Genomic DNA, 24,433 nt, shown 5'->3' on the forward strand with positions numbered 1-24,433 from the left:
TATTTAATGCCTGTTATTTTTATAAAGTGTGACACCAAAATATAGCTTAAAGCCTAATAAGGAATGGTTAATCAGATGTTAGATAGTTTTATTTATGTTTCAGATATGATTGGTGTGATCACCTGTGCTATTTCTGGTGTATTAGTTGCTACTCGGTTACGTATGGACCCCTTTGGTATTACCGTATTAGCTGGCGTGACTGGTATTGGCGGCGGCACCTTGCGAGATATGATGATGGGGGCTACACCGGTTTTTTGGATTGTGGATAACACTTATATCTACGTTATTGTCGTTACTGCGATATTAAGCCTTATATGGTTACAGCGAATCCACCGTTTTCCTGCTTATTTGCTACCCATCTTTGATGCTTTTGGTCTCGCTATTTTTACTATTATCGGCGCACAAAAAGCCTTGATGTTAGGCTTTAGTGGTCCTGTTGCTATTGTGATGGGATGTATTACCGGAGTCGTGGGCGGCATGATCCGTGACATATTAAGCGGGCAAATACCTTTTGTGTTACAAAAAGAGATTTATGCAACAGCTTCTATGTTGGGCGCAACCCTATATGTGTTGTGTGATTATATTGAACTAGGCCCTATTTTCTCTATGGCTGTGGCAATGTTAGGTACCTTATCATTGCGTTTATGCGCTATTTATTACCACCTTTCTTTACCTGTATTTAGTAACGATCGAGAAGCATAACCAGCGATCTTGTCATTTAAAGGCAATACTTAATCACTAAAGAGCGTTGATTTAACATTGTTTAAACAATTGTTTTGCCAACACAAACATGTACTTGGTAGACTCCCTATACTAGGGGCGGTTGATCTTTACTATTTAAATCTGTTCACCATAAGGTATCTTGTGGTGAAATCAAAGGGTAACGTGTACTGACTATTTATACTGTTTTTTTGCTTATTTATGCGGAATAATTCTGCTTTATAAGCTTAGCCTTATATAAAGAGCCAGCAGTTCGTTGCACAATTAAATTTGAAAGATCAACTCGGCCTAAATGTTTAGTGGATTATTGTGAGCAATAGGTAGGCAAATGGAAGCAGTAACAAATTCAACACAATTGATAAATTGGTTTCGTAATTCAGCCCCATATATCAATGCACATCGACATAAAACCTTTGTTTTAATGATTGGTGGCGAAGCATTAGAAACAGATAATTTTCAACATATCATTAATGATATTGCGTTACTTAACAGTCTTGGTGTGAAGTTGATTTTAGTACATGGAGTACGTCCTCAAATTCAAAAACAACTTGATATGCACGGTCATAGTAGTCAATTTCACGATGATCTTAGGATAACAGATGATCGTAGTTTGACTCTCATCAAGCAAGCTGTAGGTGCAGTACAAATCGAATTACAAGCTGGGCTATCGATGGGCTTAGCAAACTCTCCAATGCAAGGTGCGGCAATTCGTACGGTGATCAGTAACGTTGTCACTGCTCAACCAATTGGTGTCAAAGACGGCGTAGATTTTTGTCATGCTGGCAAGGTTCGCCGTATTGATGTTGATGGCATTAAAGCTCAGCTCTCTTCTGGAGCGATCCCAATTATTTCTCCGATTGGTTATTCAGTAACGGGTGAAGTATTTAATCTACTTGCAGAAGAAGTTGCAACCCAAGTTGCGATTGATATGAAAGCAGATAAGTTAATAGGCTTTTGTTCTCATCAAGGTGTGTTAGATGAAAATGGCGAAGTGATTTCAGAGTTATTACCAGAGGAAGCTCAAGCCCATATTGATGCAATGGAAAAAGAATCAGAGCATGCATCGGGTACATTGCGTCTTCTACGTGCCGCTGTAGCTGCTTGTCAAGCCGATGTAACACGTTGTCACCTCATTAGTTATCATCAAGATGGTGCATTATTAAAAGAGCTATTCACGCGCGATGGTACTGGTTCGCAGATTGTAAAAGAAAGTTATGAAAAAATTCGAACAGCTACTATCGATGATATTGGTGGTTTATTACAATTAATTGAACCACTTGAAAAACAAGGTATTTTAGTTAAACGTTCTCGTGAATTGTTAGAGAATGAAATTGAACACTTTTTGATTGTAGAACGAGACGGCATGGTTATTGGTTGTGCGGCTTTATATCCATTTATGGATGATAACATGGGCGAATTAGCTTGTTTAGTAAGCCATCCTAAATATCGTAGAGCAGCACGTGCTGATAATCTTGTTGCACACGTTGAGCGTAAAGCCAGACAGTTAGGGTTAGAGTCGATTTTTGTGTTAACAACACAAAGTATTCATTGGTTTAGAGAGAGGGGATTTGCATTTGCAGAAATTAACCAATTACCCGCTGCTAAAAAAGAGATGTATAACTTAAAGCGTAACTCAAAGGTATTAATAAAAAAAATATGAATAAAATAAGAGAAGTTTTTAAGCAAGGAATTTTAAACTGCCATTTAGCGATTGCCAACGCTAATCCTATGCGCGGTTTAAATTTACCTGCACGCTCTCTTATTGTTGCGCTTTGTACGGTTTTTTTACATGCTAATGTGAGTGCGAAAGTAGACTATGTGTCCATTGGTACCGGTGGCATCAGTGGTGTTTATTATCCAACCGGCGGTGCGATTTGTTTTTTAGTTAATCAGTTAAAAGGTATCGATAGTATTCGCTGTGAAATTAAAAGTACACCGGGTTCTATCTATAACTTGAATGCATTAAAAGACCATAAACTTGATATCGCAGTAGTGCAATCTGATTGGCAATATCATGTTTATAACGGCACTTCTATCTTTAAAGACGAGGGAAAGTTTGCTCAGTTAAGATCTTTATTTTCAGTGCACTCTGAACCCTTTACTGTGTTAGCAAGGAAAGATGCTAAAATTACTAGCTTTGAACAGCTAAAAGGTAAGCGCGTCAACATAGGTGCTCCCAATTCAGGCCAACGTGGCACTATGGAAATGCTGTTAGATATCTACGGTTGGCAAGAATCTGATTTTGCAGAAGCGACATCATTACCACCTAGCGAACAAGCACAGGCGCTATGCGATAATAAAATAGACGCGATTGTATATGTTGTTGGCCACCCTAATAGCTCGATTAAAGAAGCGAGTAGTGCTTGCCAAACTAACTTAGTGAATGTTAAAGGTGAAAAAGTATCGCAACTGATAGCGACACATAGTTATTACGATAAGGCATCAATATCTGCCAAAATGTATCGTGGCAGCCCTAAAAAAACGACTACATTTGGCGTTGGGGCTACGGTAGTGACCACAACAGATTTACCGGAAAAAATCGCCTATGAAATAGTTAAAGCAGTCTTTGAAAACCATACCGATTTTGTACAGTTACATCCATCTTTTGAATTTCTTACTAAGCATGCAATGGTTACTCAATATTTATCTGCTCCGTTACACCCTGGCGCATTACGGTATTATAAAGAGGTTGGATTAATTCAAGATGATTCGAGTACGGTAGTAAAAAACTAATCTACCTAAAAATCTGACTAAGTAAACCTAACTAAGCAAACCCAAGCCAAGCAACATAAAGCAATCTTAAGCTTACCTTCACAATACTTTATTGGCGATTATTGGCTGCGATTATCGCCATAACAATTAAACTCATATTTATCATTCGCTATAAGCAAAAAACAGGCACAAAAAAGCCCGTTATTAAACAGGCTATTTTTATCGTATTAGCATTTAAATAAATGCATCAAAAGAAGCATAAGTTACTTAAGTATTATGCTTACACTCACCATCAACAGGTTCACCGTAAAGGTACAAACTGTGGTTGGTTAATTTAATGCCATATTTTGCAGCGATAAGTTTTTGCTGCTCTTCAATAAGTGGATCATTAAATTCAATTACTTCACCACATTTTAAACAAACTAAATGATCATGATGTTCTTGATGGGTTAATTCAAAAACTGATTTGCCGCCTTCAAAATGATGACGAGTAACAATACCAGCATCATCAAATTGGTTTAATACACGGTAAACCGTTGCTACACCTACTTCATCGCCTTGTTCAAGCAATTTCTTATAAAGATCTTCAGCACTTAAGTGTTGATTCTCTGGCAGCTGTAATAAGCTTAAAATTTTCAAACGTGGTGATGTTACTTTTAAACCCGCTTCTTTAAGGGCTAAATTTTCATTACTCATGTCATTTCCTAACTGCTGTAATTGGATTTAGTCGGCTAATTCCGCTAAACACATTTCATTATAAATTTGCTCAGACCAAGCTTTAACACGTGATGCAGTCAATTCAGGCTGACGATCTTCATCAATCCCTAAACCAATGAACGTTTTATCATCAATTGAAGCTTTTGAAGCTTCAAAGTCATAGCTTTCAGATGACCAATTACCAACAATAATAGCACCTTTACTTTCAACTATATCGCCTAACTGTCCCATTGCATCTAAAAAGTATTCTGCATAATCTTCTTGATCGCCACAGCCAAAAATAGCAACTAATTTATCAGTGAAATCAATCTCTTCTAAATCTGGGAAAAAATCATCCCAATCACATTGCGCTTCACCGTAGTACCAGGTAGGAATACCAAATAAAATAAGGCTAAATTCAGCGATATCTTCTTTGCTGCTTTTAGCGATATCTTTTACTTCAACTAGTTTTTTACCTAATTCTTTTTGTATCATTTTTGCTACAGCTTCAGTGTTACCTGTATCGCTACCAAAGAAAATACCTACGCTTGACATACTCTATACCTTAATTTATTTGATTTAACTGTGCATGTAGCAGTTTATTAATTAACTCTGCACGACTTATTGATAGTGTGTCAGATAGCTTATTTAATTGTTCAAATAATTCGCTATCTACTTTTAATTCGATTCGTTTTAAACCGTTTTGCTTATCTCTTAACGTCTGTTTTTGCTTATTTATTTTTAGCTGAACTTGACGCGAATGAGGATTGCTTTTAGGTCTGCCTCGGCGTACCTCGTTTGCAAATAGATCGCTAGTAATGCGATCAAATGATTCCTTTGCCATTTTGTTACCTAACAATACTTACCTAATAATTCTTGCCTAGCAACCTGACCGAGTAACATTACTTAGCCATCATTACTTGGTCATCATTACCGAGAGAATTATTTAACCAATACCTGAATTAACCCATACAATTTCTATAACTGCTTTTGAGATGAAACCGATGCAACCAAAAAATAATACTGCCCATACAACTTGACGTCCAAATTTTGGTACATTACCTTTTTTTAGTACGTCTTGAATGGCTAAACCGATGAATAAAAAAAGTAAAAGGTAAAAACCATATAAACCAATTGTTTCAATTTGCTCAGTATATTCTTGCAGCATATTTTAGCTTCTTTTAAAAAAGGGAATATAGCATATAGATGCTATCGAAAATAGGCAAATATGTTTGTAAAAGCCTAGTCTCTATTAATCTTTTGTGTTCATTTGTATTGTTATTTATTCACCTTTTGTAACAAGGTGATGCCTATTATGTCTGGCTATTCTAATTAAATAGGCGATTTTGTACATAATAGTAAGTAAAATACAAACCGTCGACCTTGTCTAAATACTCTGTACAGCATGACACAGGTTTTAATTACTCACTTGTGCTTTCAAATGACGATGTTTCACTACTCACATCTAAGCAAAAAAGTTAACGACTAACCGGTTAAAGGTTTTTGCTTTCTCTGCATGCAGCCAATGACCAGTATCATTAATGATTTTAAGCCGCGCATTGGGAAATAATGTCATCACTGATTCCATACTTTTTTCATTAATATAATCAGAGCGTTCACCTTTAATGAATAAGGCTGAGTCTGTGTATTCACCCTCAATCGTTGGCCATCCACTGATCAAGTGATAATTGTGGTGTAAATTGTCAACATTATAAACGAAGTCAAAACCATCATCACCACGTTGATAAGACTTTAATAAAAATTGTCTTACTTCCGGCGTTTCTACATAACCTGCTAATATTTTTTCAGCTTCCGTACGGTTTTTTGCCTGCAATAAACTGACGGATTGTAAACCAGTAAATACGTCGCTGTGCCTATCGCCATAAGCAACTGGAGCTATATCTGCAACTATTAAGTTTTTAATGCGTTGTGGTTGTAGTAGGGCACAAGTCATCGCGATTTTTCCGCCCATGGAATGACCAACAACTGAAAATTTTTCAATGCCCAATGAGTCCGCTAGTTCAAATATATCTTCTGCCATTTCAGGGTAAGTCATGCTTCGACTACGTGGACTTTGTCCATGATTACGAACGTCCACTAAAATGACATCAAAATTAGCTTGCAACTCTTTTGCTAAGCCGGAAAGGTTAGATAAACTACCAAATAAACCGTGAATGATAAAAATAATCTCATTTTTATTAGCTGGTTCATGTTTAGCGGTTTGTTTTAGTTGGTAATTTAGTAGCATAAAAGCTCATTTTAAGTGAGAATAAATAAAGTTAAAAATAATAACAAATTATGCATTAAAGCTGAAAGTATTTACACCTCCATATTAATGGTTATGTGATTTTACTGTATTCCATTCAGCTAGTACAAATAAGTAAGGTAATGGGGAAATAATGAAAACGATCGAAATAGAAGATGATCTATATAAATATATTTTGAATAATATTGAAGCCTTCGGTGAAACACCCTCCCAAATTCTTCGTCGTTTACTGGCATTGTCTGAAGATAATACGGTCGAGAAAACCACTCCTGAGAAAAAAGTTAGTGTTGAAAATAAGTCTTCTACTCGAACTCATTCGACGCAACAACTTGCTCAACCCAATAAAAATAGAACAGAAAGCAATGTAACCGACCATAACCTAAGTGAAAATAGCGTAACCGAAAAAAATGAACATTTCCATCAAGGAGTGAAGCAATTATTCACAGACCCTGCTTTTACTTCTGAATCCGTGATAACTAATAAGTTCATGATGATGCTAACAACGATGTATTTTGAGAAAAAAGATGCATTTATTGAGGCGGCCGAAACAACTAAAGGTCGAACTCGTGCCTATTTAGGTACTGATTTACAGGATTTATTGAATTCCGATAACGAAGAAGAACTGGCTCAATTTAAAGCGAGCAAGCCTAGAATGATTCCACAAACGCCTTATTGGGTGATCACCAACGCAAATACTGGGCGTAAAAGAATTATTTTAACGCAAATGATGGCTTCAATGGGTTACCCGCATCATTTAATCGAACGCATTAAAGAAGAAATTTAATTTTATTTATTTTCATCACAATCTGAGGTACTTATGGCAATTCATCCACGCGCAGGCCAACCTGCACAAGCAAGTGATTTAGTTGATATTCCAAAATTAGTCTCTGCATACTATGTTAATCTCCCTGACGTTGAAGTGGCAGAGCAGCAAGTTGCATTTGGCACTTCGGGGCACCGAGGTAGTTCTTTTAAATATGCATTTACTGAATTACATATCCTTGCCATTACCCAAGCATTGGCCGAGTATCGTAAGGAAAAGGGGTATACTGGCCCTGTGTTTATTGGTAAAGATACACACGCATTATCTGAACCCGCTTTTATTTCAGCAGTACAAGTGCTGGTAGAAAATGGCATTAAAGTAGTGGTACAAAAAGGTGGCGGTTATACACCAACACCTGTTATTTCCCATGCAATCCTACAATACAATAAAGCGCATCCTGATTCTCTTGCCGATGGTATCGTTATTACACCTTCGCATAATCCACCTGAAGATGGTGGATTCAAATACAATCCACCTAATGGCGGTCCTGCAGATAGTGATGTTACTAAAATTATTCAAGATCGTGCCAATGAAATCTTAAATGATAATTATGATGATATTTTACAAGCTGACTTTGATGAAGCGATGCAGTCTGACTTAGTAGAAGAGTACGATTATATTCAACCTTATGTTGATGACTTAAAAAATGTTTTAGACTTAGAAGCCATTGCAAAAGCGGGTGTTAAAATTGGTGTGGATACACTAGGTGGCTCAGGTGTTGCTTACTGGCCTGTGATTGCTAAAACCTATGGTCTTGATATTGAAGTTGTTAATGACCGTGTCGACCCTACTTTTTCGTTTATGACACTAGATAAAGATGGCAAGATCCGTATGGATTGTTCATCACCTTATGCCATGGCAGGTTTGATCAAACTGAAAGACCATTTTGATGTGGCGATAGCTAATGACCCTGATTATGATCGTCATGGTATTGTGACTAAATCTTCTGGGTTGTTAAATCCAAATCATTACCTTGCGGTTGCTATCAATTACCTATTTACGCATCGAACTGGATGGTCGGATAAAGCGATTGTAGGTAAAACCCTAGTATCAAGTTCAATGATTGACCGTGTTGTAAATCAATTAGGTCGCGAAATGTCTGAAGTACCTGTTGGCTTCAAATGGTTTGTAGATGGACTTTTTGAAGGTAAGTTTGGTTTCGGTGGTGAAGAAAGTGCAGGGGCTTCTTTTTTACGTAAAGACGGTACCGTTTGGAGCACAGATAAAGACGGTATTATTTTGGCATTATTAGCCGCTGAAATTATTGCCGTGACCAAAAAAGATCCGGGCGAACACTACGCTGAATTTGCTGCAAAATTTGGCGCACCAGTTTACCAGCGTTTTGATGCGCCTGCTTCACCTGAACAAAAACAAGTCTTAGCAAACTTAACGCCTGAAATGGTGGAAGCTGAAACACTTGCCGGTGAAAAAATAACTGCTAAATTAACCCATGCACCGGGTAATGGTGCCGCTATTGGTGGGTTAAAAGTAACCACTGAAAATGGTTGGTTTGCAGCACGTCCATCGGGTACAGAGAATATTTATAAAATATATTCTGAATCCTTTTTAGGTGAAGATCATATCGCTTTAATTCAAAAAGAAGCACAAGAGATTGTGGCTCAAGCTTTTGCTAAAGCTGGTCTTTAATTAAAAATATAAATATATTTTAGGAATTGATAAAATAATTTAGATTCAAATAAAAAAGGCAAAGTGTTTACTTTGCCTTTTTTATGTCCCTTCAATAATCAGCTTCTTGATTTAAAAAATAATACCTACAGATTTTATTTTAATTAGAACAATTAGTTACCTTGATTAGTTACATATCCCCTTTAATTTTCCAAAATTTTAATTTGGAATTTAATAATCATATCGAGCCAAAAAATAGTGTTTGTTTGTTTTTTAAACTATATTTCAAAATAAAATTTATTTTTACATGACCATTTATTGTGATATATATCACAATGTTTATTTTGAATCTTAGTTTCAATAGCAATTTATTAAACTTGCGACCCAAACTGAGGGCATACTTTCTAAAGCATTACTTTAGAGGGGTGTTAAGGTATTATTTTAAATATTAGTACTTTCTCAATCACATTTTCAAAGAGTTTTATATGGAATAAAACTTTATCCTCACTTAACTAATAGGTATAACATGGCGACTAAAAAATCTAAAAAATCGGCAGCAAAGGATTCTGTAGCAGTGCCTACGGTTAGCAGTGCTGAAATGCAAAAAGCAATCATCGACCGCCTACATAAAGGCCTTGGGACTGATGAACATAAAGCAAATAATAAAGCGTGGTGGAATGCAACCTGTCAGGCTGTCAACGAATTAGTTTTTGAGAAACTGACAAAAACACAACAAACTCACTCAGAGCATGACACTCGCGCAGTGAACTATTTGTCCCTTGAGTTTTTAATGGGACGTTTGTTGTCTAATAACCTACAAAACTTGCAAGTTTTCCAAGTTACTGAAGAAGCGTTAAAAGGTCTAGGTAAAGACCTATATGAAATATGCGATGAAGAGCCGGATATGGCATTAGGTAATGGTGGTTTAGGCCGTCTTGCTGCTTGTTTTATTGATTCACTAGCAACACTTGGTTACCCTGCGATTGGCTACGGTATCCATTATGAACACGGACTATTTAAACAAGAATTCCAAGATGGTCGTCAAATTGAGCGTCCTGATACATGGCGTGAATACGGCAACCCATGGGAGATTTGCCGTCCTGAATCTATTCAACATATTCCTTTATATGGTTATGTTGAAACTGTGTTTGATCAAAAAGAAGGTTCTCGTAAAGTTTGGCATGCGGGACAAAAATTAAAAGGTGTTCCTTGGGATATTCCCATCGTAGGATACGGTGCTAAAACGGTTAATATTTTACGTTTATGGGAAAGTCGTGCCCATGAAGCCTTTGATTGGGACGTATTTAATGCCGGTGGTTATGTCGACTCACAAGTTGAAAAATCAAAAGCAGAGACTGTGTCTAAAGTACTTTATCCAAATGATTCAACGGATGCAGGTAAAGAGTTACGTTTAATTCAACAATACTTCTTCTGTGCTTGTTCAGTAAAAGATATCTTGCGTCGTTTTAAACGTGCAAATAAAGATTTATCGTTATTACCTGAAAAAGTGGCAATTCAATTAAATGACACTCACCCAACGATTGCTATTCCTGAATTAATGCGCATCTTAGTTGATGAAGAGGGATTAGATTGGGATTCTGCTTGGAAAATCTGTCAAGAAACCTTTGCTTACACCAACCATACTTTATTACCAGAAGCACTAGAGAAATGGTCTGTTGCACTGTTTGAAAAAGTATTACCGCGCCACTTAGAGATAATTTATGAAATTAACTCTCAATTCTTAGCTAATGTTGTTGAGAAAAAATGGCCTGGGGATGACCTTAAAAAAGAAAAATTATCTGTCATTGAAGAGTCGCAACAGCGCATGGTACGCATGGCTAACCTTTGTGTTATCACTGCGTATAAAGTCAATGGTGTTGCCGCGGTTCACTCAGAACTTGTTAAAACAGATCTATTCCCTGAGTTCCATGAATTGTTCCCAGGTAAATTAGTTAATGTAACGAATGGTGTAACGCCACGTCGTTGGTTGAAAGCTTGTAATGAAGGTTTAGCGACGTTATTAGATGAAACAATTGGTGATGATTGGGTGCTTAACTTAGATAAGTTGAAAGGCATTCTGCCAAAAGCTAAAGATGTTGCATTCCAAAAACGCTTTATGGACATTAAAAAAGAAAATAAAGTAGAGCTAGCTAAAATCATCAAAGATACAACCGGTGTTGAAGTCTCTGTTGATGCTATTTTTGATGTGCAAATCAAACGTCTACACGAGTACAAACGTCAGCAGTTAAATTTGATCCATATTTTAACGCTATACAAACGTTTACTTGAAAATCCTGATTATGACATGGTACCGCGTGTATTCCTATTTGGCGCTAAAGCCGCTCCTGGTTACCACATGGCCAAAGAAATTATTTTTGCATTGAATAAAATTGCAGACAAAGTGAATAACGATGAGCGTATTCAAGGCAAATTAAAAGTTGTCTTCTTACCAAACTATCGTATTTCATTGGCAGAAAAAATGTTCCCAGCAGCAGATATTTCTGAGCAAATTTCAACAGCCGGCCTAGAAGCATCGGGTACAGGTAACATGAAGTTCGCATTAAACGGTGCGTTAACTGTCGGTACCATGGATGGTGCAAATATCGAGATGGCTGAAGAGATTGGTGCTGAACATATGTTTATCTTCGGTTTAAGCGTTGATGAAGTAAAAGCATTAAAAGCAAGTGGTTATAATCCATACGATTATTACTACAAAAATCCAGAGTTAAAAGCAGTACTTGATTGGTTAGATACTGACTTCTTTACACCTGGGCATGCTGGCTTATTGTCTGATATTAAACGTAGTTTATTGGAATGGGGCGATGAATATTTATGTCTTGCTGATTACGCATCTTATGTTGCTGCTCATCAAGATATCGATACACTTTATCGTGACCAGTCAGCTTGGGCTGAAAAGGCTATTCTGAATGCAGGCGCAATGGGTAAATTTAACTCTGACCGCTCAATTGAAGATTATGCAAGCAAAATTTGGAAATTAGAAAAATTTCCTGCAGCTTAATGATTTAAATCATTAAAAGGTAAAAGGCGACATTTTATATGTCGCCTTTTTTGTTTAAAGCGAGCTACAATCTGACCACTTGTATAATAAACACAGAGGTAAATATGTCTGACAATATCCAAACTCAAGAAAACGATGTATGCGAAGCATGTGGTACTATTGTTGAGCTAGGCAGTGTTATCGCAGAAAATGACACACTACTTGTGTTGCCTTTTAGCGGACCAGATCAAGCCAGTGTTGAACAGTTAGCAGATAAATATATTAAAGCGGCAAAAGCACGTTTTGCAACAGTAAAAGTAGACGTGGATTTTCAACAAACTAATGACGGTGTTGAAAGCAAAGTCTCACTACAGTTTGAATGTACCGCTGAAAAACTTATTTTTGAAATGGGTTTAAGTGCAATCTAGCTATTTTGGAAAACTAGGATAAGTAGGGCCAATGAAGTACAGGACCTTGTAAATAATTCCTTCCAACTTTTCTATTAAACTCCATTACCGAATTAGCCATTATTATCCCAATTTAAGAGAGGAATAAGCGTTTGCTTGTTCCTTTTTTTATTTAATCCTTAAATTAATGGATTTTTTTACCCGCTATTACAAACTTCATTTCTTGTTTTTCCGCTTAATCGTTATACTACGCACTTATTTTCTATTTTTACTTCCTTGGAGCATACATTGCTAATTAAAGATTTACCCATTGATCAGCGTTTGATCACTTCTGTTTCACATTTAGGTTTTACTGAAACAACACAAATTCAAGCTGAAGCTGTGCCGATTGCTGTATCTGGGAAAGATCTTTTAGCATCATCTAAAACGGGCTCAGGTAAAACGCTAGCTTATTTATTACCGGCAATGCAGCGTGTATTAAAAACACGCGCTTTAACTCGTCGAGATCCTCGTGTACTTATCCTGACACCAACCCGCGAACTTGCAAAACAAGTTTATTCGCAGTTACGTTTGTTAGTCTCTAATACCAGTATTAAGTCTATTCTAGTGTTGGGTGGGGAAAACTTTAACGATCAAGTGAAAGCGATTGATAAACACCCTCACTTTATTGTTGGTACACCGGGACGTATTGTTGATCACCTTAAAAAAGGGTTATTACATTTACCCGGCTTAGAATTACTGATCTTAGATGAAGCGGATCGCATGCTTGATTTAGGTTTTGCAGAGCAATTAACTGCGATTAATGAAGCTGCAAATCATCGTCTACGCCAAACGTTGATGTTTTCTGCAACTCTCGGTCATGGTGAAGTGAATGAATTTGCAGGACATTTATTAAAGTCACCAATTCGTATCGCAGTGGGTGAAGAAAACCAGCAGCACAGTGAAATTACGCAACGCTTTTATTTGGCTGATAACCTAAACCAAAAAGAAAAGTTATTGTTTCACTTTCTGAAAGAAGAAAAAATCGATCAAGCAATTATCTTTACGGCTACGCGTGCTGATACTGAACGTCTAAGTGCTATTTTAATAGAGAAAGGTATGCTTGCGGCCGCTTTACATGGGGATCTTACCCAGAGTAATCGTAACCAAATAATGGATGCTTTCTCACGCGGTAAAAATAAAATATTAGTGACTACGGATATCGCTTCACGTGGGTTAGATTTAATCCATGTTAGCCACGTTTTTAACTTTGATATTCCAAAGCATACTGAAGAATATATACACCGTATTGGCCGAACTGGACGTGCAGGTGAATTAGGTGATGCCATTTCTATTATTGGTCCTAAAGATTGGGACAACTTTAAAAAAGTAGAAAGCTTTGTTGCACAAACTATCACTTTTGACAAAGTAGAAGGTATTAACCCAAAATTTAAAGGTTTAAAACCAGTACAGAAGAAAGTTGTTAAAGCTAAAAAAGTGCTTGAAGATAAGAAAAAACCAATGGCTAAAAAAGCCAAAGTAAGTACTAAAAAGCAAGAACATGTTTTTCATGAGTCTATCGATGTGGGTGCTGCACCAATGCGTCGTAAGAAAAGAATTATTGTTGATGATTCCGAAGACTAATATACGTAAGTATTAATTTATATAAGAATTGATTTGTATAAGTTTTGATTGAACGATTTATATCGAAGCAATAGCATTTAATAAATGCCTTAATGAGCGATCATTGAGGCATTTTTTTTGCGTATAAAGTTTCAATTTAACTCGCTGATCTTTTTCTTTGTTGATTCGTATTAATTACGATAGTGCTTAATTAACTCAAATATGTTTATTATGTTAGTTAGATAAGGCTAGAAAAGTTAATAAACTTACTAATTTTAAGGCCTTTATCGCTGAACTAAATAATGTCGGTATTCAATAACCATAGGGGCACGAGTTGTGGACGTAAATAAATTAAAAAAACGAGACTTACTACAGGCTTTTGATTTAGTCACCACTAAGGGAATAAAGACAGACGGAGTGTATGAGCTATCAGGTGTAAAAGCATCTCAGGATTTTGATGGTTATACATGCTGGTTATCATTTAAAGATTTAACGGTGACTTTATTATTCCACGGTGCTTTTGATATGGATTATGAGGACGAAGACACACAGAAAGCATTTTTTAAAAAAATATCTAATATGTTAGCTGATAAAGACAGTTTCTGATTATCTCAACGATTTAATTAACAATCTAACTAACAATCTAAGAAAAAATCTAAAAAAATAGATGTGAAGATTAAATTTATCAATACATTCTTTAATTCGCTTTAAATTTAACCACTAAACCTTTCTATTATAGGGCATAGCATGAGTAAATTAACATCCAACAATACGATTGATGCATCGGAAGTTGTTAAGTTTGAAGCAATGGCTGAAGAGTGGTGGGATCCAAAAGGAAAGTTTAAACCGTTGCATATGCTCAACCCTTTACGAGTGCAATATATCGTTGGGCAGATTGCTACACAGTTTAATCGAGACTTAAATAGCTTAATGCCTTTCAAAGGCTTACGACTATTAGATATTGGGTGTGGCGGCGGTTTGTTAAGTGAACCCATGGCCCGTTTAGGCGCTGAAGTGATAGGAGCAGATGTTGCACCCAAAAATATTCCAGTTGCCCAAGCTCACGCCAAACAATCAGGTTTAACAATAGACTATCGTAATACGGTGGCTGAAGCGTTGGTTGATGAAGGCGAACTGTTTGATGTGATCCTCAATATGGAAGTCATCGAGCATGTTGCACAACCACAAATGCTAATTAATGCTTGTGCAGCCTTGTTGAAAAAGGATGGGATAATGCTTTGCTCTACTATCAATCGCACTCCCAAGAGCTATATAGTCGCTATTATTGGGGCAGAAAGAGTGATGCGTTGGCTACCTATCGGCACACATCAATGGCATAAGTTTATTAAACCACCAGAGCTTGCAGATATGTTTAAAGTGGCAAGTCTGTCATTGAATGATAAGAGTGGATTTGTTTTTAACCCGGTATTATGGCGTTGGTCACTATCAGGCTCAGATTTATCTGTTAATTATGTTATGGCGGTGACTAAATCTTAATAACTAAATCTTAATAACTAAACCTTAATAACTAAACCTTAATAACTAAACCTTAATAACTAAACCTTAATAACTAAACCTTAATAACTAACTATCAATAATTAAGTTTCAATAACTCAGCCAAAATAAGCTACAACATAGTTAAGGGTTAACTCACGTGTTTTTTATAGATGTTTTAATCTAAAGCTTTATTTTATACTTGTTATCATATCATTTGATTTATTATTAACCATCATCATAAACTTAAATAGAAAGTGATCTAATATCATTATCTATTCGTTTAAACGAGTCATCGTTAAAATTTATATGCTCAAAAGGAGCTTTTTGTGTCACGTTTTTCAGGCATTACCGATAACCCTCACCAAGAAGGCCGCTTCCATCAAAAAACAGGTATTTTACTGACTAATTTGGGAAGTCCCGATGCGCCAACAACAAGTTCGGTGCGTACTTATCTAAACGAATTTTTATCTGATCGTCGAATTGTAGAAATTCCACGCTTAATTTGGATGATGATTTTACACGGTATTATTTTACGAATACGACCTAAACGTTCAGCAAAGCTGTATCAAAGTATTTGGACCGAGAATGGGTCGCCGCTAACACATATTACCCGCTTACAAAGAGATAAGTTAAGTGCTCTTTTAAAGCAACAGGGATATGAAAATACAGAAGTAGTGATGAGCATGCGTTATGGTAATCCTTCCATTAAGTCGGGTTTAGAGGAACTGCGTGAGAAAGGTTTTACTCGTATTGTCGTGTTACCTTTATACCCTCAATATTCAAGCCCAACAACGGGGTCCACATTTGATGCCGTCGCCAATGTATTACGTGAATGGCGTTGGGTACCAGAGTTGCACTTTATAAATGGCTATCATAAAAACTCAGCTTATATTGACTCTCTTGCTAATAGCATTAGTGAAGATTTAGCGAAAAATGGAATGCCACAAAAACTAGTCTTTTCTTATCACGGCATGCCAAAACTGTTTTTAGACAATGGCGATCCTTACCATTGTTTATGTTTACAAACGACACGTTTAGTTGTTGAAAAGTTAGGGTTAGATAAAGACAAGGTGATTAGTACTTTCCAAAGTCGCTTCGGCAAAGCTGAATGGTTAAAACCTTACACTGATGAAACATTGAAAGGCTTTCCTGAGCAAGGCATTAAAGATATCGCAATTATCAGCCCAGCTTTTAGTGCCGATTGCCTAGAAACATTAGAAGAGATTGAGAGTGAAAATAGAGAAATATTTGAACATGCTGGTGGTGAAAAATACCGATATATTGCCGCTTTAAATGACCGAGATGATCATATCGAAGCAATGTTAGACATACTAAAACCAAATCTGTAACAGAAGTTCTTTAGTCTCTATTTTTTAGTATTTATTTGTTTAAATAAAAAGTGTTTGTTAATGAAAAAAGTTAAATCGTAACAAGAATTACCCACTAAGTTGTAAACACTGCATTAATAAAAGTACTCGTAAATAATACACTAATAAAAAACCTCAATGAGTGATCGCTCATTGAGGTTTTTGTATTTCTAAGGTTTGTTCTTGTATATTGTTATAGTGCTTTTTCTGTTGGCTCTTGTTTTGCCGCCACTTCTTTTGTCATTTGGTAAGCATCTGTACCCCATAACGGCACAGTTGAAAGGCTATGTTTGAAACTGCCTGATGTTTCCTTAGTAGAGTAAGAAACATACATTAGGGTTTGGTTTTCTGGATCATATACACGTCTAATTTTCATGGTTTTGAAAAAGATGCTTTTTGATTTTTTAAACACAACATCACCCGATTTACTTTTATCTATTTCAGCGATCATCGCTGAGGTGATAGGGCCCGTTTGTCTACATGATATTGCACTATCACTTGGATCTGAAAAACTTAGATCCGCTTCTATTGACGCAACATGACAAGTCACACCAGAGACAATAGGATCTTTTAACATATTGAGTTTAATATCTTGAGTGGTGAATAAACCTAAGCTGACATCACCGACTTCATCTTGCGAGCAGCCTCTTAATACAAAGAAGCCGACCACGATCAGCACTAGTATCATTGCCACTAATTTTAATTTTTTTAACATATTATTTCCTATTTTTTGAAATCCCAAGATAGATTAGATACTAACTGGCATTGATCGCATTTAAAATCAAAAATATCAAATAACGGTATTTTTAATCGCCACTCTCCACCACAGCTTGGACAAGGTCTTTCTTGTTCTTGCTTTAAAGATTCGCCTGCAACACGGTACAAATAATAATAAGTAGGTACTTTAGTTATATATTGAATGCGTTTGCATAAATTGCTGCCACGATGGAAAAATTTACTACTAATATCACCTAATTCTTTTAAGGCTGCACTAGAAACTGCGGAGCCATTCATTTGTAATTCATCTAAATTCACCCACTCTTCTTGCCACTTTATCGCGCTTTTACGGTCGCCATTACTAATCTCTTCAGGCGTTCGATAAAGTGGAATAGGGGCTAATGTTTCACCGCAGCGAATCGGTGAGCATGTATCTAAAAAAGTGGTATATAAAATCTGCCAACTAGGCGTAAAGTTAGTCGCGCACTGTTGCGAGTTTAAATCTTCGGCAATAGTTTTGATTTTAGGTGAAAGTAAACCTGCTTTGGTGAGTCCCTCTAATGCGTGATTAACCTGCGGGCTATTAAAGCCGGCACTTAAACTCTGTTCTTCTGGGCAAACCAATCGTGTGGTAAATATAGCGCCTTGCATAGCAACAGGAAACTCCCTACCGAGAATTTGTCCATTATACCGTAACATGTCTAAATAATTATTAATGGCCCGTTCAACGCTTGCATATTGTGTATCCTGGTAACATTCAAAGCTTAATTCCTTAATAAACACTATTATTCTTCCATCGCAATATCAGAAGTATTTTTGATACGCTCTTTAAGTGTGTCAATTTGTACTTTTAACGTATTGATCTCTTCTTTGAGCGGGTTAATGGCCAGTGCTATTTTACTATTGATAATCTCATCAATACTACCATTTACGGATTGAGAAGTTGCTCCCGTTAAGGAAGGCTCAGTAGGAATATCTATTTGTTTATTAGGGTTATCTTGCCATAGCTTTAAACCTTGTATAATTGCAGGCAAGGGGGTGTTTTTAGGTAAACGCGCTTTAATTAAAGCGGTATTAGGTGTTTTGCCTTCTTTAGCAAGTTGTTGGGCAACTAAGATAATGCGATCCATGAAGTGACCTTTTTAATATAATGTATTTTCATCGTCTACAAAACGATAAGCGGGCAGTTGAAAGCGCGGTTTCACTAAACCATTCAATGTTAATGTACCTTGGTAGCTATCGGTTCCATCGCTACTGAATTCAAAAATGAAACTCGCTTGTAAGAAATCGCTGCCTAATTTGAAATTAAAACGAGAACGAGCGACGGAAAGAAGCTGTAAATCAAGTTTATTACAGTGTTGTTCTATTAACGTTTTAGCAAGTTCAGATTGTTGGCGCAACCGCCATACGGTGGTACCAATCAACACCATGCCAAGAATAAACAACAAATCCCACATAATCATTCTTAACTCGCTTTTAAGTGTTTGCTTTTAGGCCTGAAAATAATAAACCAATAGCCTCTGATAACGCAGGCGAACGGGCAGTTAAACGTAATTGTTTTAATACTTTATCTCTTAATGAGGGGATAGCGACCAAATCAGCAAAAAGTTGTGGAAATAGTGCTTTATGGTGATTCGCTAACGATTCAAAGTATCGGTTTAATAAGGTTTCATCTTCTAATTGTGTCCAACAGCGTCCTGCTATAGTGATGTACCAGTCTGCTTGATGTACTAATTGCGATGAAAACTGATCATTTAAAAGCTGTTTAATCATCGCCTGCTCATTTTTATTTTCTAAGCTACTTGCAGAGCTATTTTCTATGTCACTTTCTTGCTTACTTGCTGTGCTGCTTGCTAATGCTCTTAATAATAAGATAGCACTAGTTTCTTGCCCTTGTTGCAAACGTTTATTGGCTTGCTGTGCAATGCTGGTAGCCAGTTCATTACTTATTTGTGTTTGATTCTCAAGGCACAAAGATAGAGTTTGTAGAGGTTGCTCAGGTAGATAATCCAAGGCATCAATTATTTTCTGCTGGTTATTCTCATGATCTAAACGAGCTGCTAAATCAGCAAAACCTTGTAAACCTAAGTTTTGCCAATCCTGCCAGTCACCTTGTCCTGAAAAATAGTGTTGGATAGGTGCATAAAAAGACGACGCAGGACGAATAAAAGCGCTGTTTATATTGGCATTGAAAATGGCAAGTTTTTCTGCGCTTGGTTTAAATACAAAAGGGTTACTAGCCAGCCTTTCTTGTAATTTATCACTAACATCTGCCGTGAGATCTTCGCCCATCGCTTCAACGACCATGCGAATAAAGCTTGTCTGCGCGGTTATTTTTATTAGCCCTTGTTCGTCTAAAGGCATTTTTAAAAACCAAATAAAATGTTCTTTTTGAGCCGCGACTTGCCAAAATGTTAATGCAATGAAAGCATGCTGCTGAATCGGGAAAGGGTAGGCCATTTCATTTTTAGCTATTTTTTGGAATTCGCTGTTATTAATTTTTTGCACAATACGTCCTAAATCATACGCTCGATATTGGCATTGGGCTTGTTCTAAAAAATCAGTCAGTGTATTCATGCTCATAGAAAGGCTATCTTAGTAATTAATGGAGGGATGATTATATACAGGTCTGCACAAGACCTCTATGTCGTTATGTCTAACTATCCGTAATTTGAAATAAAAAGCCAGACAATCAAGATCATTAACCACTATCACTAACCAATAATATTAACCGATACCTTTAACTAATATCGTTAATCAATTCCAGCAAATATTTCACTCAAATAAAGGATTAAATGTGTGCATATTTATTCGGCCTATATTGAAGGGCTCTATTAATTGGGCTATGGACTAAATGCTAGGTAAAAGTATTAACTTAGAATATTGCTATCCATATTATTGTTAGTTGATTGTTGCCGGCTTACGAATATTAATATGGATATGAAATCTAAATTAAGAGAGTGATTTTAAAGAACGAAGAAACAAGCCTAAACCGCCGACCGCTAACACTAGAATTACAATCAGGTCAAAAGATGACATGCTATGTAAACTAAAGCGAATTGATGAAATAACACCAAAAATTAAAGCGGTGATAGAGCCTATGGCAAGTAACCAGCCTAGGATGTTTTTAGCATTATAAAAGATCATGCCAATACCTAGTATAAAAGGGATCATAATCGTTCCACCCGTAATGCCAATGCCACTACCGAAACTATGTAAGCTATAAATGCGCGAACTTAAGCCAAAATTTGATGAGACAGTGATTGCATTAAGTAACATATAAAAGCCTCCACACATCATGATTAAGCCAATAAAAAAATGCCCGATACCACCAGAGTTTCCTCCTGCTCCATTCATTGTTTACTTCCTTTTTATTTTGTTCTTTATGTTACCGATACGAGGGATATAGTTATGATTTTAAATCAGCTTAAGTTTAAACCTAAATCATATACAAAGAGTAATTTACATTGTTATTACTTTCAAATTATTATTTCGGAATTGGTTGCGCTTATAAGCGGAATCCAAGGTAACAATTACTCTGTAAATGTTGCCTTTTCAGTCTCGTGGATAAAGTAGAATAAAGCGAGAGCTTTTTATATTAAACAGTAGACATAAAAAAGCCCCGTTAATTAACGAGGCTAAATAATATTATTAATTTCTAGATTCGCATAATAAGTTCAGTTTTATTTAGATTGCTTTTTTTTTACGAGACCAGCCTAAACCAAGTAAACCAATACCAAATAATGCAATTGAAGCAGGCTCAGGAATCGACGATACTTTACCAAATATTTTTTGTGCTATGCCATAAGTCGATGTATTAACTGACCCATCAAAATCAGTATTATAAAAAAGTGAAGCAGTTGCTGGCCCTACAATAGTCAAGTTTGTTGCTTGTGAAAAATCATGATGTTGAGCTAAAAAATAATTACCCGCAGATAATTCGATGTCTAAATTTGAAATTAAAAATGAAGTGATATTAACCGTGTCACCGAATGGGGTCGTTAATAGAGATTGAGATGTTGATGCTTTAATTGTAGCTTCATAAGTTGCCGCACCTAAATCAGCGATACCGGTTGTACTTGGTGCTTCAAATATTTTCCAAGTTGTTGATTGATAATTTGCATTACCTACCGCTGCCCTATCAACTGCAAAAAATTCAAAACCAGTAATAGTCCAGTCAGTAGATGCTGTAAAAGCTGACATTGCCGTCCACTGCTCTGCGCCACAGCCCTGTGCTACACATAGACCAGAGTCGTCATCTGGTGCACCTGTATCTAATAAAATGCCTGCATTAGCAGTTATGCTAGCAAATAACAAAACAAACATGCTTATAATTTTATTCATATTTTAATTCCTTGGCTTTAATTTCTACCCTAATAGTAATATCTAATGCAATTATTGTTCCTGTTTTTTAAGCGTCTGATTTTATGAGTTTAAATTTAACTTTATATTAAGTATTAGTAATAGTGTAAAAATAACTGACACTTTTTGATGGTCATATTCGGTATTTTTTACTTTTAAAGCCAAATAACCACGAAGGCACGAAGGGAGGTTAGGTCGAAACAATAATTTTTACTCTTTTTAGGATTTCTTCGTGCTCTTCGTGAAGCGCAGCGCTTCGTGGTTGGGTTGCTTATGCTCTTCGGTGTTTTAAAATCAAAAATAAAAAGCAAATTAACCACGAAGGCACGAAGAGTAAAGAAGTAAGAGCAAAACAATAAATACAAGGGAATTATTTTTAGTTTTTTGCTTCGTGTTCTTCGTGAAGCGCTTCGTGGTTGCTTGAGTTTTTAAAGTCAAAAGGCAATGAACCACGAAGGCACCAAGGGTAAAGAAGATAAGCTCTAAACAATAAATATAATAGCAACTACTACAGCGTTTATTGTTTAGTTTTTCTTCGTATTTACGTGAATCTAAATTTGTCTGTTTTGATTAAACACATTCTCTATTTCAGTCAAACTAGTTGGATCGTCAATGGTTGATGGCGTGACGTATTTTTCTCCATCTGCAACCTGTTTAATTGTTCGACGTAATACTTTCCCCGAGCGTGTTTTAGGCAAGCGATTAACAATCACTACTTTTCTAAAGCTCGCCACCGCGCCTATTTCATCGCGCATTTTTTGTAATAACTCTTTTTCCACATTACCATCTACTGAATAGTGGCCATCTTTGAGTACTACAAAGCCAAAGGGGATCTGTCCTTTTAATTCGTCATGCGCACCAATTACGGCACATTCGGCGACATCATCATGAGCACTCAAGATTTCTTCCATCTCACCGGTAGATAAACGATGCCCTGCCACATTAATTACATCATCGGTTCTGCCCATCACAAACAAGTAACCGTCGGAATCAATATAGCCACCGTCACCGGAAACATAATAACCAGGAAACTGTGTTAAATAACCACTTTGAAAGCGATCATGGTTACGCCAAACCGTTGCTAAACAACCCGGTGGTAAGGGTAATTTTATAACAATAATGCCCTGTGTATTGACGGGAACTTGATCACCTAGTTCATCTAAAATTTGCACATCAAAACCTGGGGTTGGTTTAGTCGAAGAACCAGGTTTCAATGGAAATTTTTCCAAACCAAGGGGATTGCCTGAAATAGCCCAACCCGTTTCCGTTTGCCACCAATGATCGACCACTGGTCGCTGCGTTTTTTGCTCTACCCATTTTAACGTGGGTGGGTCTAAACGCTCGCCGGCCATAAAGATGGTACGTAATGCAGGCATCGGATATTGCTTAATCAATTCGCCCTCAGGATCTTCTTTTTTAATCGCTCTAAATGCAGTCGGAGCAGAAAATAAAATATTAACATGGTGTTCTTCACACACTCGCCAGAAAGCCGCTGGATCAGGTGTTCTAACTGGTTTTCCTTCATACAATACGGTGGTGCAGCCGTGAATAAGCGGAGCGTAAACGATATAAGAATGTCCTACTACCCAACCAACATCCGAAGCCGCCCAAAATACGTCACCTGGTTTTGCGTTATAAATTGTCGACATACTGTACTTCATTGAGACTGCATGTCCGCCATGTTCACGTACCACGCCCTTCGGTTTTCCGGTTGTACCAGAGGTATATAATACATAAAGCGGATCGTTTGCATTCACGGGCACGCAATCATGTGCCATGGATTTTTCTAATTGTAACGACCAATCTAAATCACGATCTTCTACTCCTGGGTTGCTGTTAAGCTCAGCAGGGCATTGTTCACGCTGCAATACGATCACTTTTTCAGGTTTCCAGCGACTGTCCATGATCGCTTTATTGACCATTGGCATATAAGGAATGATTTTTTGTACTTCGATTCCACAGGACGCTGTCATAATCACTTTTGGCTCTGCATCTTCGAGTCTAATCGCTAATTCATTTGCAGCAAAACCACCAAATACCACTGAATGTATTGCGCCCAAGCGGGCACAGGCAAGCATCGCCATTACTGCTTCTGGGATCATTGGCATATAAATAATAACGCGATCCCCTTTAACAACACCCAGATCAGCAAGCATACCTGCGGTACGAGCCACTTGATCGGTTAATTGTTGATAGCTGTAATGTTGCTTTTTCCCAGTGACCGGCGAATCATAGATCAAGGCTGTTTGCTCTGCTCGACCATTAATAACGTGATAATCTAAGGCAAGGAAACAAGTATTTAATTGGCCATCTGCATACCAACGGTCGATGCCGTTTTCATCTTTTTGTAAGATAGTTTTTGGAAATTTATACCATTCAATTGCTTTTGCTTGCTCTTCCCAAAATTTTTCTGGATTATTTTTCGCTTGCTCAAATTCTTTTTGATATGCAGACATAATTATCTTCCTTTTAATTAATCATGATAAAGAGGTGTTGTGATTGCGTTATCATCAATAACTACTTAATAACTATTCAATAGCTAGAGATTAACCACGCAATAGTCATTAACATCAGATAGCGATGACAACGACCTCTTTTATCTGGCCTAATTTTCTGTTGATACGTTTCCTTTGCATGCTA

24 protein-coding genes are annotated in these 24,433 nt (G+C 36.8%); 11 read left to right on the top strand and 13 right to left on the bottom strand.

Translation table 11 applies throughout. The annotated features are described in order from the left end of the window. The first annotated feature begins 75 nt into the window (after positions 1 to 75). From MT390_RS15690 to MT390_RS15700, 3 genes are all read left to right on the top strand, one after another. Entirely contained in the window at positions 76 to 702 is a 627-nt protein-coding gene (locus MT390_RS15690) for a trimeric intracellular cation channel family protein (protein ID WP_166372982.1), read from the top strand. Between the two features lie 346 nt (positions 703 to 1,048). Next, positions 1,049 to 2,380 (top strand): amino-acid N-acetyltransferase, encoded by a 1,332-nt coding sequence (gene argA, locus MT390_RS15695; RefSeq protein WP_166372981.1) that lies wholly within the window; start codon positions 1,049 to 1,051, stop codon positions 2,378 to 2,380. A gap of 68 nt (positions 2,381 to 2,448) precedes the next feature. Beyond that, the gene (locus MT390_RS15700; protein WP_499442109.1) at positions 2,449 to 3,453 is read left to right on the top strand and encodes a TAXI family TRAP transporter solute-binding subunit; all 1,005 of its coding nucleotides are present in this window, start codon (positions 2,449 to 2,451) and stop codon (positions 3,451 to 3,453) included. A gap of 246 nt (positions 3,454 to 3,699) precedes the next feature. Here MT390_RS15700 and fur read toward each other — a convergent pair whose 3' ends face one another. The 5 genes from fur to MT390_RS15725 all read right to left on the bottom strand — a co-directional run bounded on the left by fur (position 3,700) and on the right by MT390_RS15725 (position 6,376). Then, complete coding sequence (gene fur / locus MT390_RS15705) at positions 3,700 to 4,128, bottom strand: ferric iron uptake transcriptional regulator (protein WP_166372980.1); 429 nt, start codon at positions 4,126 to 4,128, stop codon at positions 3,700 to 3,702. Positions 4,129 to 4,155: 27 nt separating this feature from the next. Then, on the bottom strand, positions 4,156 to 4,683 hold the full coding sequence (gene fldA / locus MT390_RS15710; protein ID WP_166372979.1) for a flavodoxin FldA: 528 nt from the start codon (positions 4,681 to 4,683) through the stop codon (positions 4,156 to 4,158). Between the two features lie 10 nt (positions 4,684 to 4,693). Continuing rightward, entirely contained in the window at positions 4,694 to 4,972 is a 279-nt protein-coding gene (gene ybfE, locus MT390_RS15715) for a LexA regulated protein (RefSeq protein ID WP_166372978.1), read from the bottom strand. Between the two features lie 102 nt (positions 4,973 to 5,074). Continuing rightward, positions 5,075 to 5,296: a DUF2788 domain-containing protein gene (locus MT390_RS15720; RefSeq protein ID WP_166372977.1), complete on the bottom strand. Its 222-nt coding sequence runs from the start codon at positions 5,294 to 5,296 to the stop codon at positions 5,075 to 5,077. Positions 5,297 to 5,593: 297 nt separating this feature from the next. After that, positions 5,594 to 6,376: an alpha/beta fold hydrolase gene (locus tag MT390_RS15725; RefSeq protein WP_499442067.1), complete on the bottom strand. Its 783-nt coding sequence runs from the start codon at positions 6,374 to 6,376 to the stop codon at positions 5,594 to 5,596. Positions 6,377 to 6,527: 151 nt separating this feature from the next. Here MT390_RS15725 and MT390_RS15730 point away from each other — a divergent pair, with 151 nt between their 5' ends. The 8 genes from MT390_RS15730 (at position 6,528) to hemH (ending at position 16,696) form a co-directional block, all read left to right on the top strand. Then, complete coding sequence (locus tag MT390_RS15730) at positions 6,528 to 7,178, top strand: replication initiation regulator SeqA (RefSeq protein WP_166372975.1); 651 nt, start codon at positions 6,528 to 6,530, stop codon at positions 7,176 to 7,178. A gap of 33 nt (positions 7,179 to 7,211) precedes the next feature. Next, on the top strand, positions 7,212 to 8,864 hold the full coding sequence (gene pgm / locus MT390_RS15735) for a phosphoglucomutase (alpha-D-glucose-1,6-bisphosphate-dependent) (RefSeq protein ID WP_166372974.1): 1,653 nt from the start codon (positions 7,212 to 7,214) through the stop codon (positions 8,862 to 8,864). Between the two features lie 577 nt (positions 8,865 to 9,441). Beyond that, the gene (locus MT390_RS15740; RefSeq protein WP_499442110.1) at positions 9,442 to 11,862 is read left to right on the top strand and encodes a glycogen/starch/alpha-glucan phosphorylase; all 2,421 of its coding nucleotides are present in this window, start codon (positions 9,442 to 9,444) and stop codon (positions 11,860 to 11,862) included. A 104-nt stretch (positions 11,863 to 11,966) separates the two neighbouring features. Then, complete coding sequence (locus MT390_RS15745; protein ID WP_499442069.1) at positions 11,967 to 12,269, top strand: DUF406 family protein; 303 nt, start codon at positions 11,967 to 11,969, stop codon at positions 12,267 to 12,269. Positions 12,270 to 12,536: 267 nt separating this feature from the next. Further along, a complete protein-coding gene (locus tag MT390_RS15750; RefSeq protein ID WP_166372971.1) occupies positions 12,537 to 13,871 on the top strand; it encodes a DEAD/DEAH box helicase in 1,335 nt (444 codons plus the stop codon). Between the two features lie 315 nt (positions 13,872 to 14,186). Beyond that, positions 14,187 to 14,456, top strand: a complete 270-nt coding sequence (locus MT390_RS15755; RefSeq protein WP_166372970.1) for a DUF3081 family protein — start codon at positions 14,187 to 14,189, stop codon at positions 14,454 to 14,456. A 141-nt stretch (positions 14,457 to 14,597) separates the two neighbouring features. Then, positions 14,598 to 15,347, top strand: coding sequence for a bifunctional 2-polyprenyl-6-hydroxyphenol methylase/3-demethylubiquinol 3-O-methyltransferase UbiG (gene ubiG, locus MT390_RS15760; protein WP_499442070.1), 750 nt, complete (start codon positions 14,598 to 14,600; stop codon positions 15,345 to 15,347). Positions 15,348 to 15,673: 326 nt separating this feature from the next. Next, entirely contained in the window at positions 15,674 to 16,696 is a 1,023-nt protein-coding gene (gene hemH / locus MT390_RS15765) for a ferrochelatase (RefSeq protein WP_499442071.1), read from the top strand. A gap of 211 nt (positions 16,697 to 16,907) precedes the next feature. Here the strand turns inward: hemH and MT390_RS15770 are convergent, their stop codons facing one another. The 8 genes from MT390_RS15770 to MT390_RS15805 all read right to left on the bottom strand — a co-directional run bounded on the left by MT390_RS15770 (position 16,908) and on the right by MT390_RS15805 (position 24,249). Next, the gene (locus MT390_RS15770) at positions 16,908 to 17,402 is read right to left on the bottom strand and encodes a CreA family protein (RefSeq protein ID WP_499442111.1); all 495 of its coding nucleotides are present in this window, start codon (positions 17,400 to 17,402) and stop codon (positions 16,908 to 16,910) included. 35 nt (positions 17,403 to 17,437) lie between these two features. Beyond that, complete coding sequence (locus MT390_RS15775) at positions 17,438 to 18,214, bottom strand: Zn-ribbon-containing protein (protein ID WP_499442072.1); 777 nt, start codon at positions 18,212 to 18,214, stop codon at positions 17,438 to 17,440. A 2-nt stretch (positions 18,215 to 18,216) separates the two neighbouring features. Beyond that, entirely contained in the window at positions 18,217 to 18,561 is a 345-nt protein-coding gene (locus tag MT390_RS15780) for a hypothetical protein (RefSeq protein WP_166372150.1), read from the bottom strand. Positions 18,562 to 18,573: 12 nt separating this feature from the next. Beyond that, complete coding sequence (locus tag MT390_RS15785; RefSeq protein WP_240923653.1) at positions 18,574 to 18,894, bottom strand: DUF3301 domain-containing protein; 321 nt, start codon at positions 18,892 to 18,894, stop codon at positions 18,574 to 18,576. A 13-nt stretch (positions 18,895 to 18,907) separates the two neighbouring features. Continuing rightward, positions 18,908 to 20,014, bottom strand: a complete 1,107-nt coding sequence (locus MT390_RS15790) for a DUF3549 family protein (RefSeq protein WP_499442073.1) — start codon at positions 20,012 to 20,014, stop codon at positions 18,908 to 18,910. A 369-nt stretch (positions 20,015 to 20,383) separates the two neighbouring features. After that, positions 20,384 to 20,788 carry a hypothetical protein gene (locus MT390_RS15795; RefSeq protein WP_166372152.1) on the bottom strand — a complete coding sequence of 135 codons (405 nt, stop codon included), beginning with the start codon at positions 20,786 to 20,788 and terminating at the stop codon, positions 20,384 to 20,386. A 330-nt stretch (positions 20,789 to 21,118) separates the two neighbouring features. Beyond that, the gene (locus MT390_RS15800) at positions 21,119 to 21,775 is read right to left on the bottom strand and encodes a PEP-CTERM sorting domain-containing protein (protein WP_499442074.1); all 657 of its coding nucleotides are present in this window, start codon (positions 21,773 to 21,775) and stop codon (positions 21,119 to 21,121) included. 569 nt (positions 21,776 to 22,344) lie between these two features. After that, entirely contained in the window at positions 22,345 to 24,249 is a 1,905-nt protein-coding gene (locus MT390_RS15805) for a propionyl-CoA synthetase (RefSeq protein ID WP_166372154.1), read from the bottom strand. Between the last annotated feature and the right edge of the window lie 184 nt (positions 24,250 to 24,433).

The sequence above is a fragment of the Vibrio sp. 2-Bac 85 genome, from assembly GCF_037546705.1.
Taxonomy (GTDB): Bacteria; Pseudomonadota; Gammaproteobacteria; order Enterobacterales; family Psychromonadaceae; genus Psychromonas.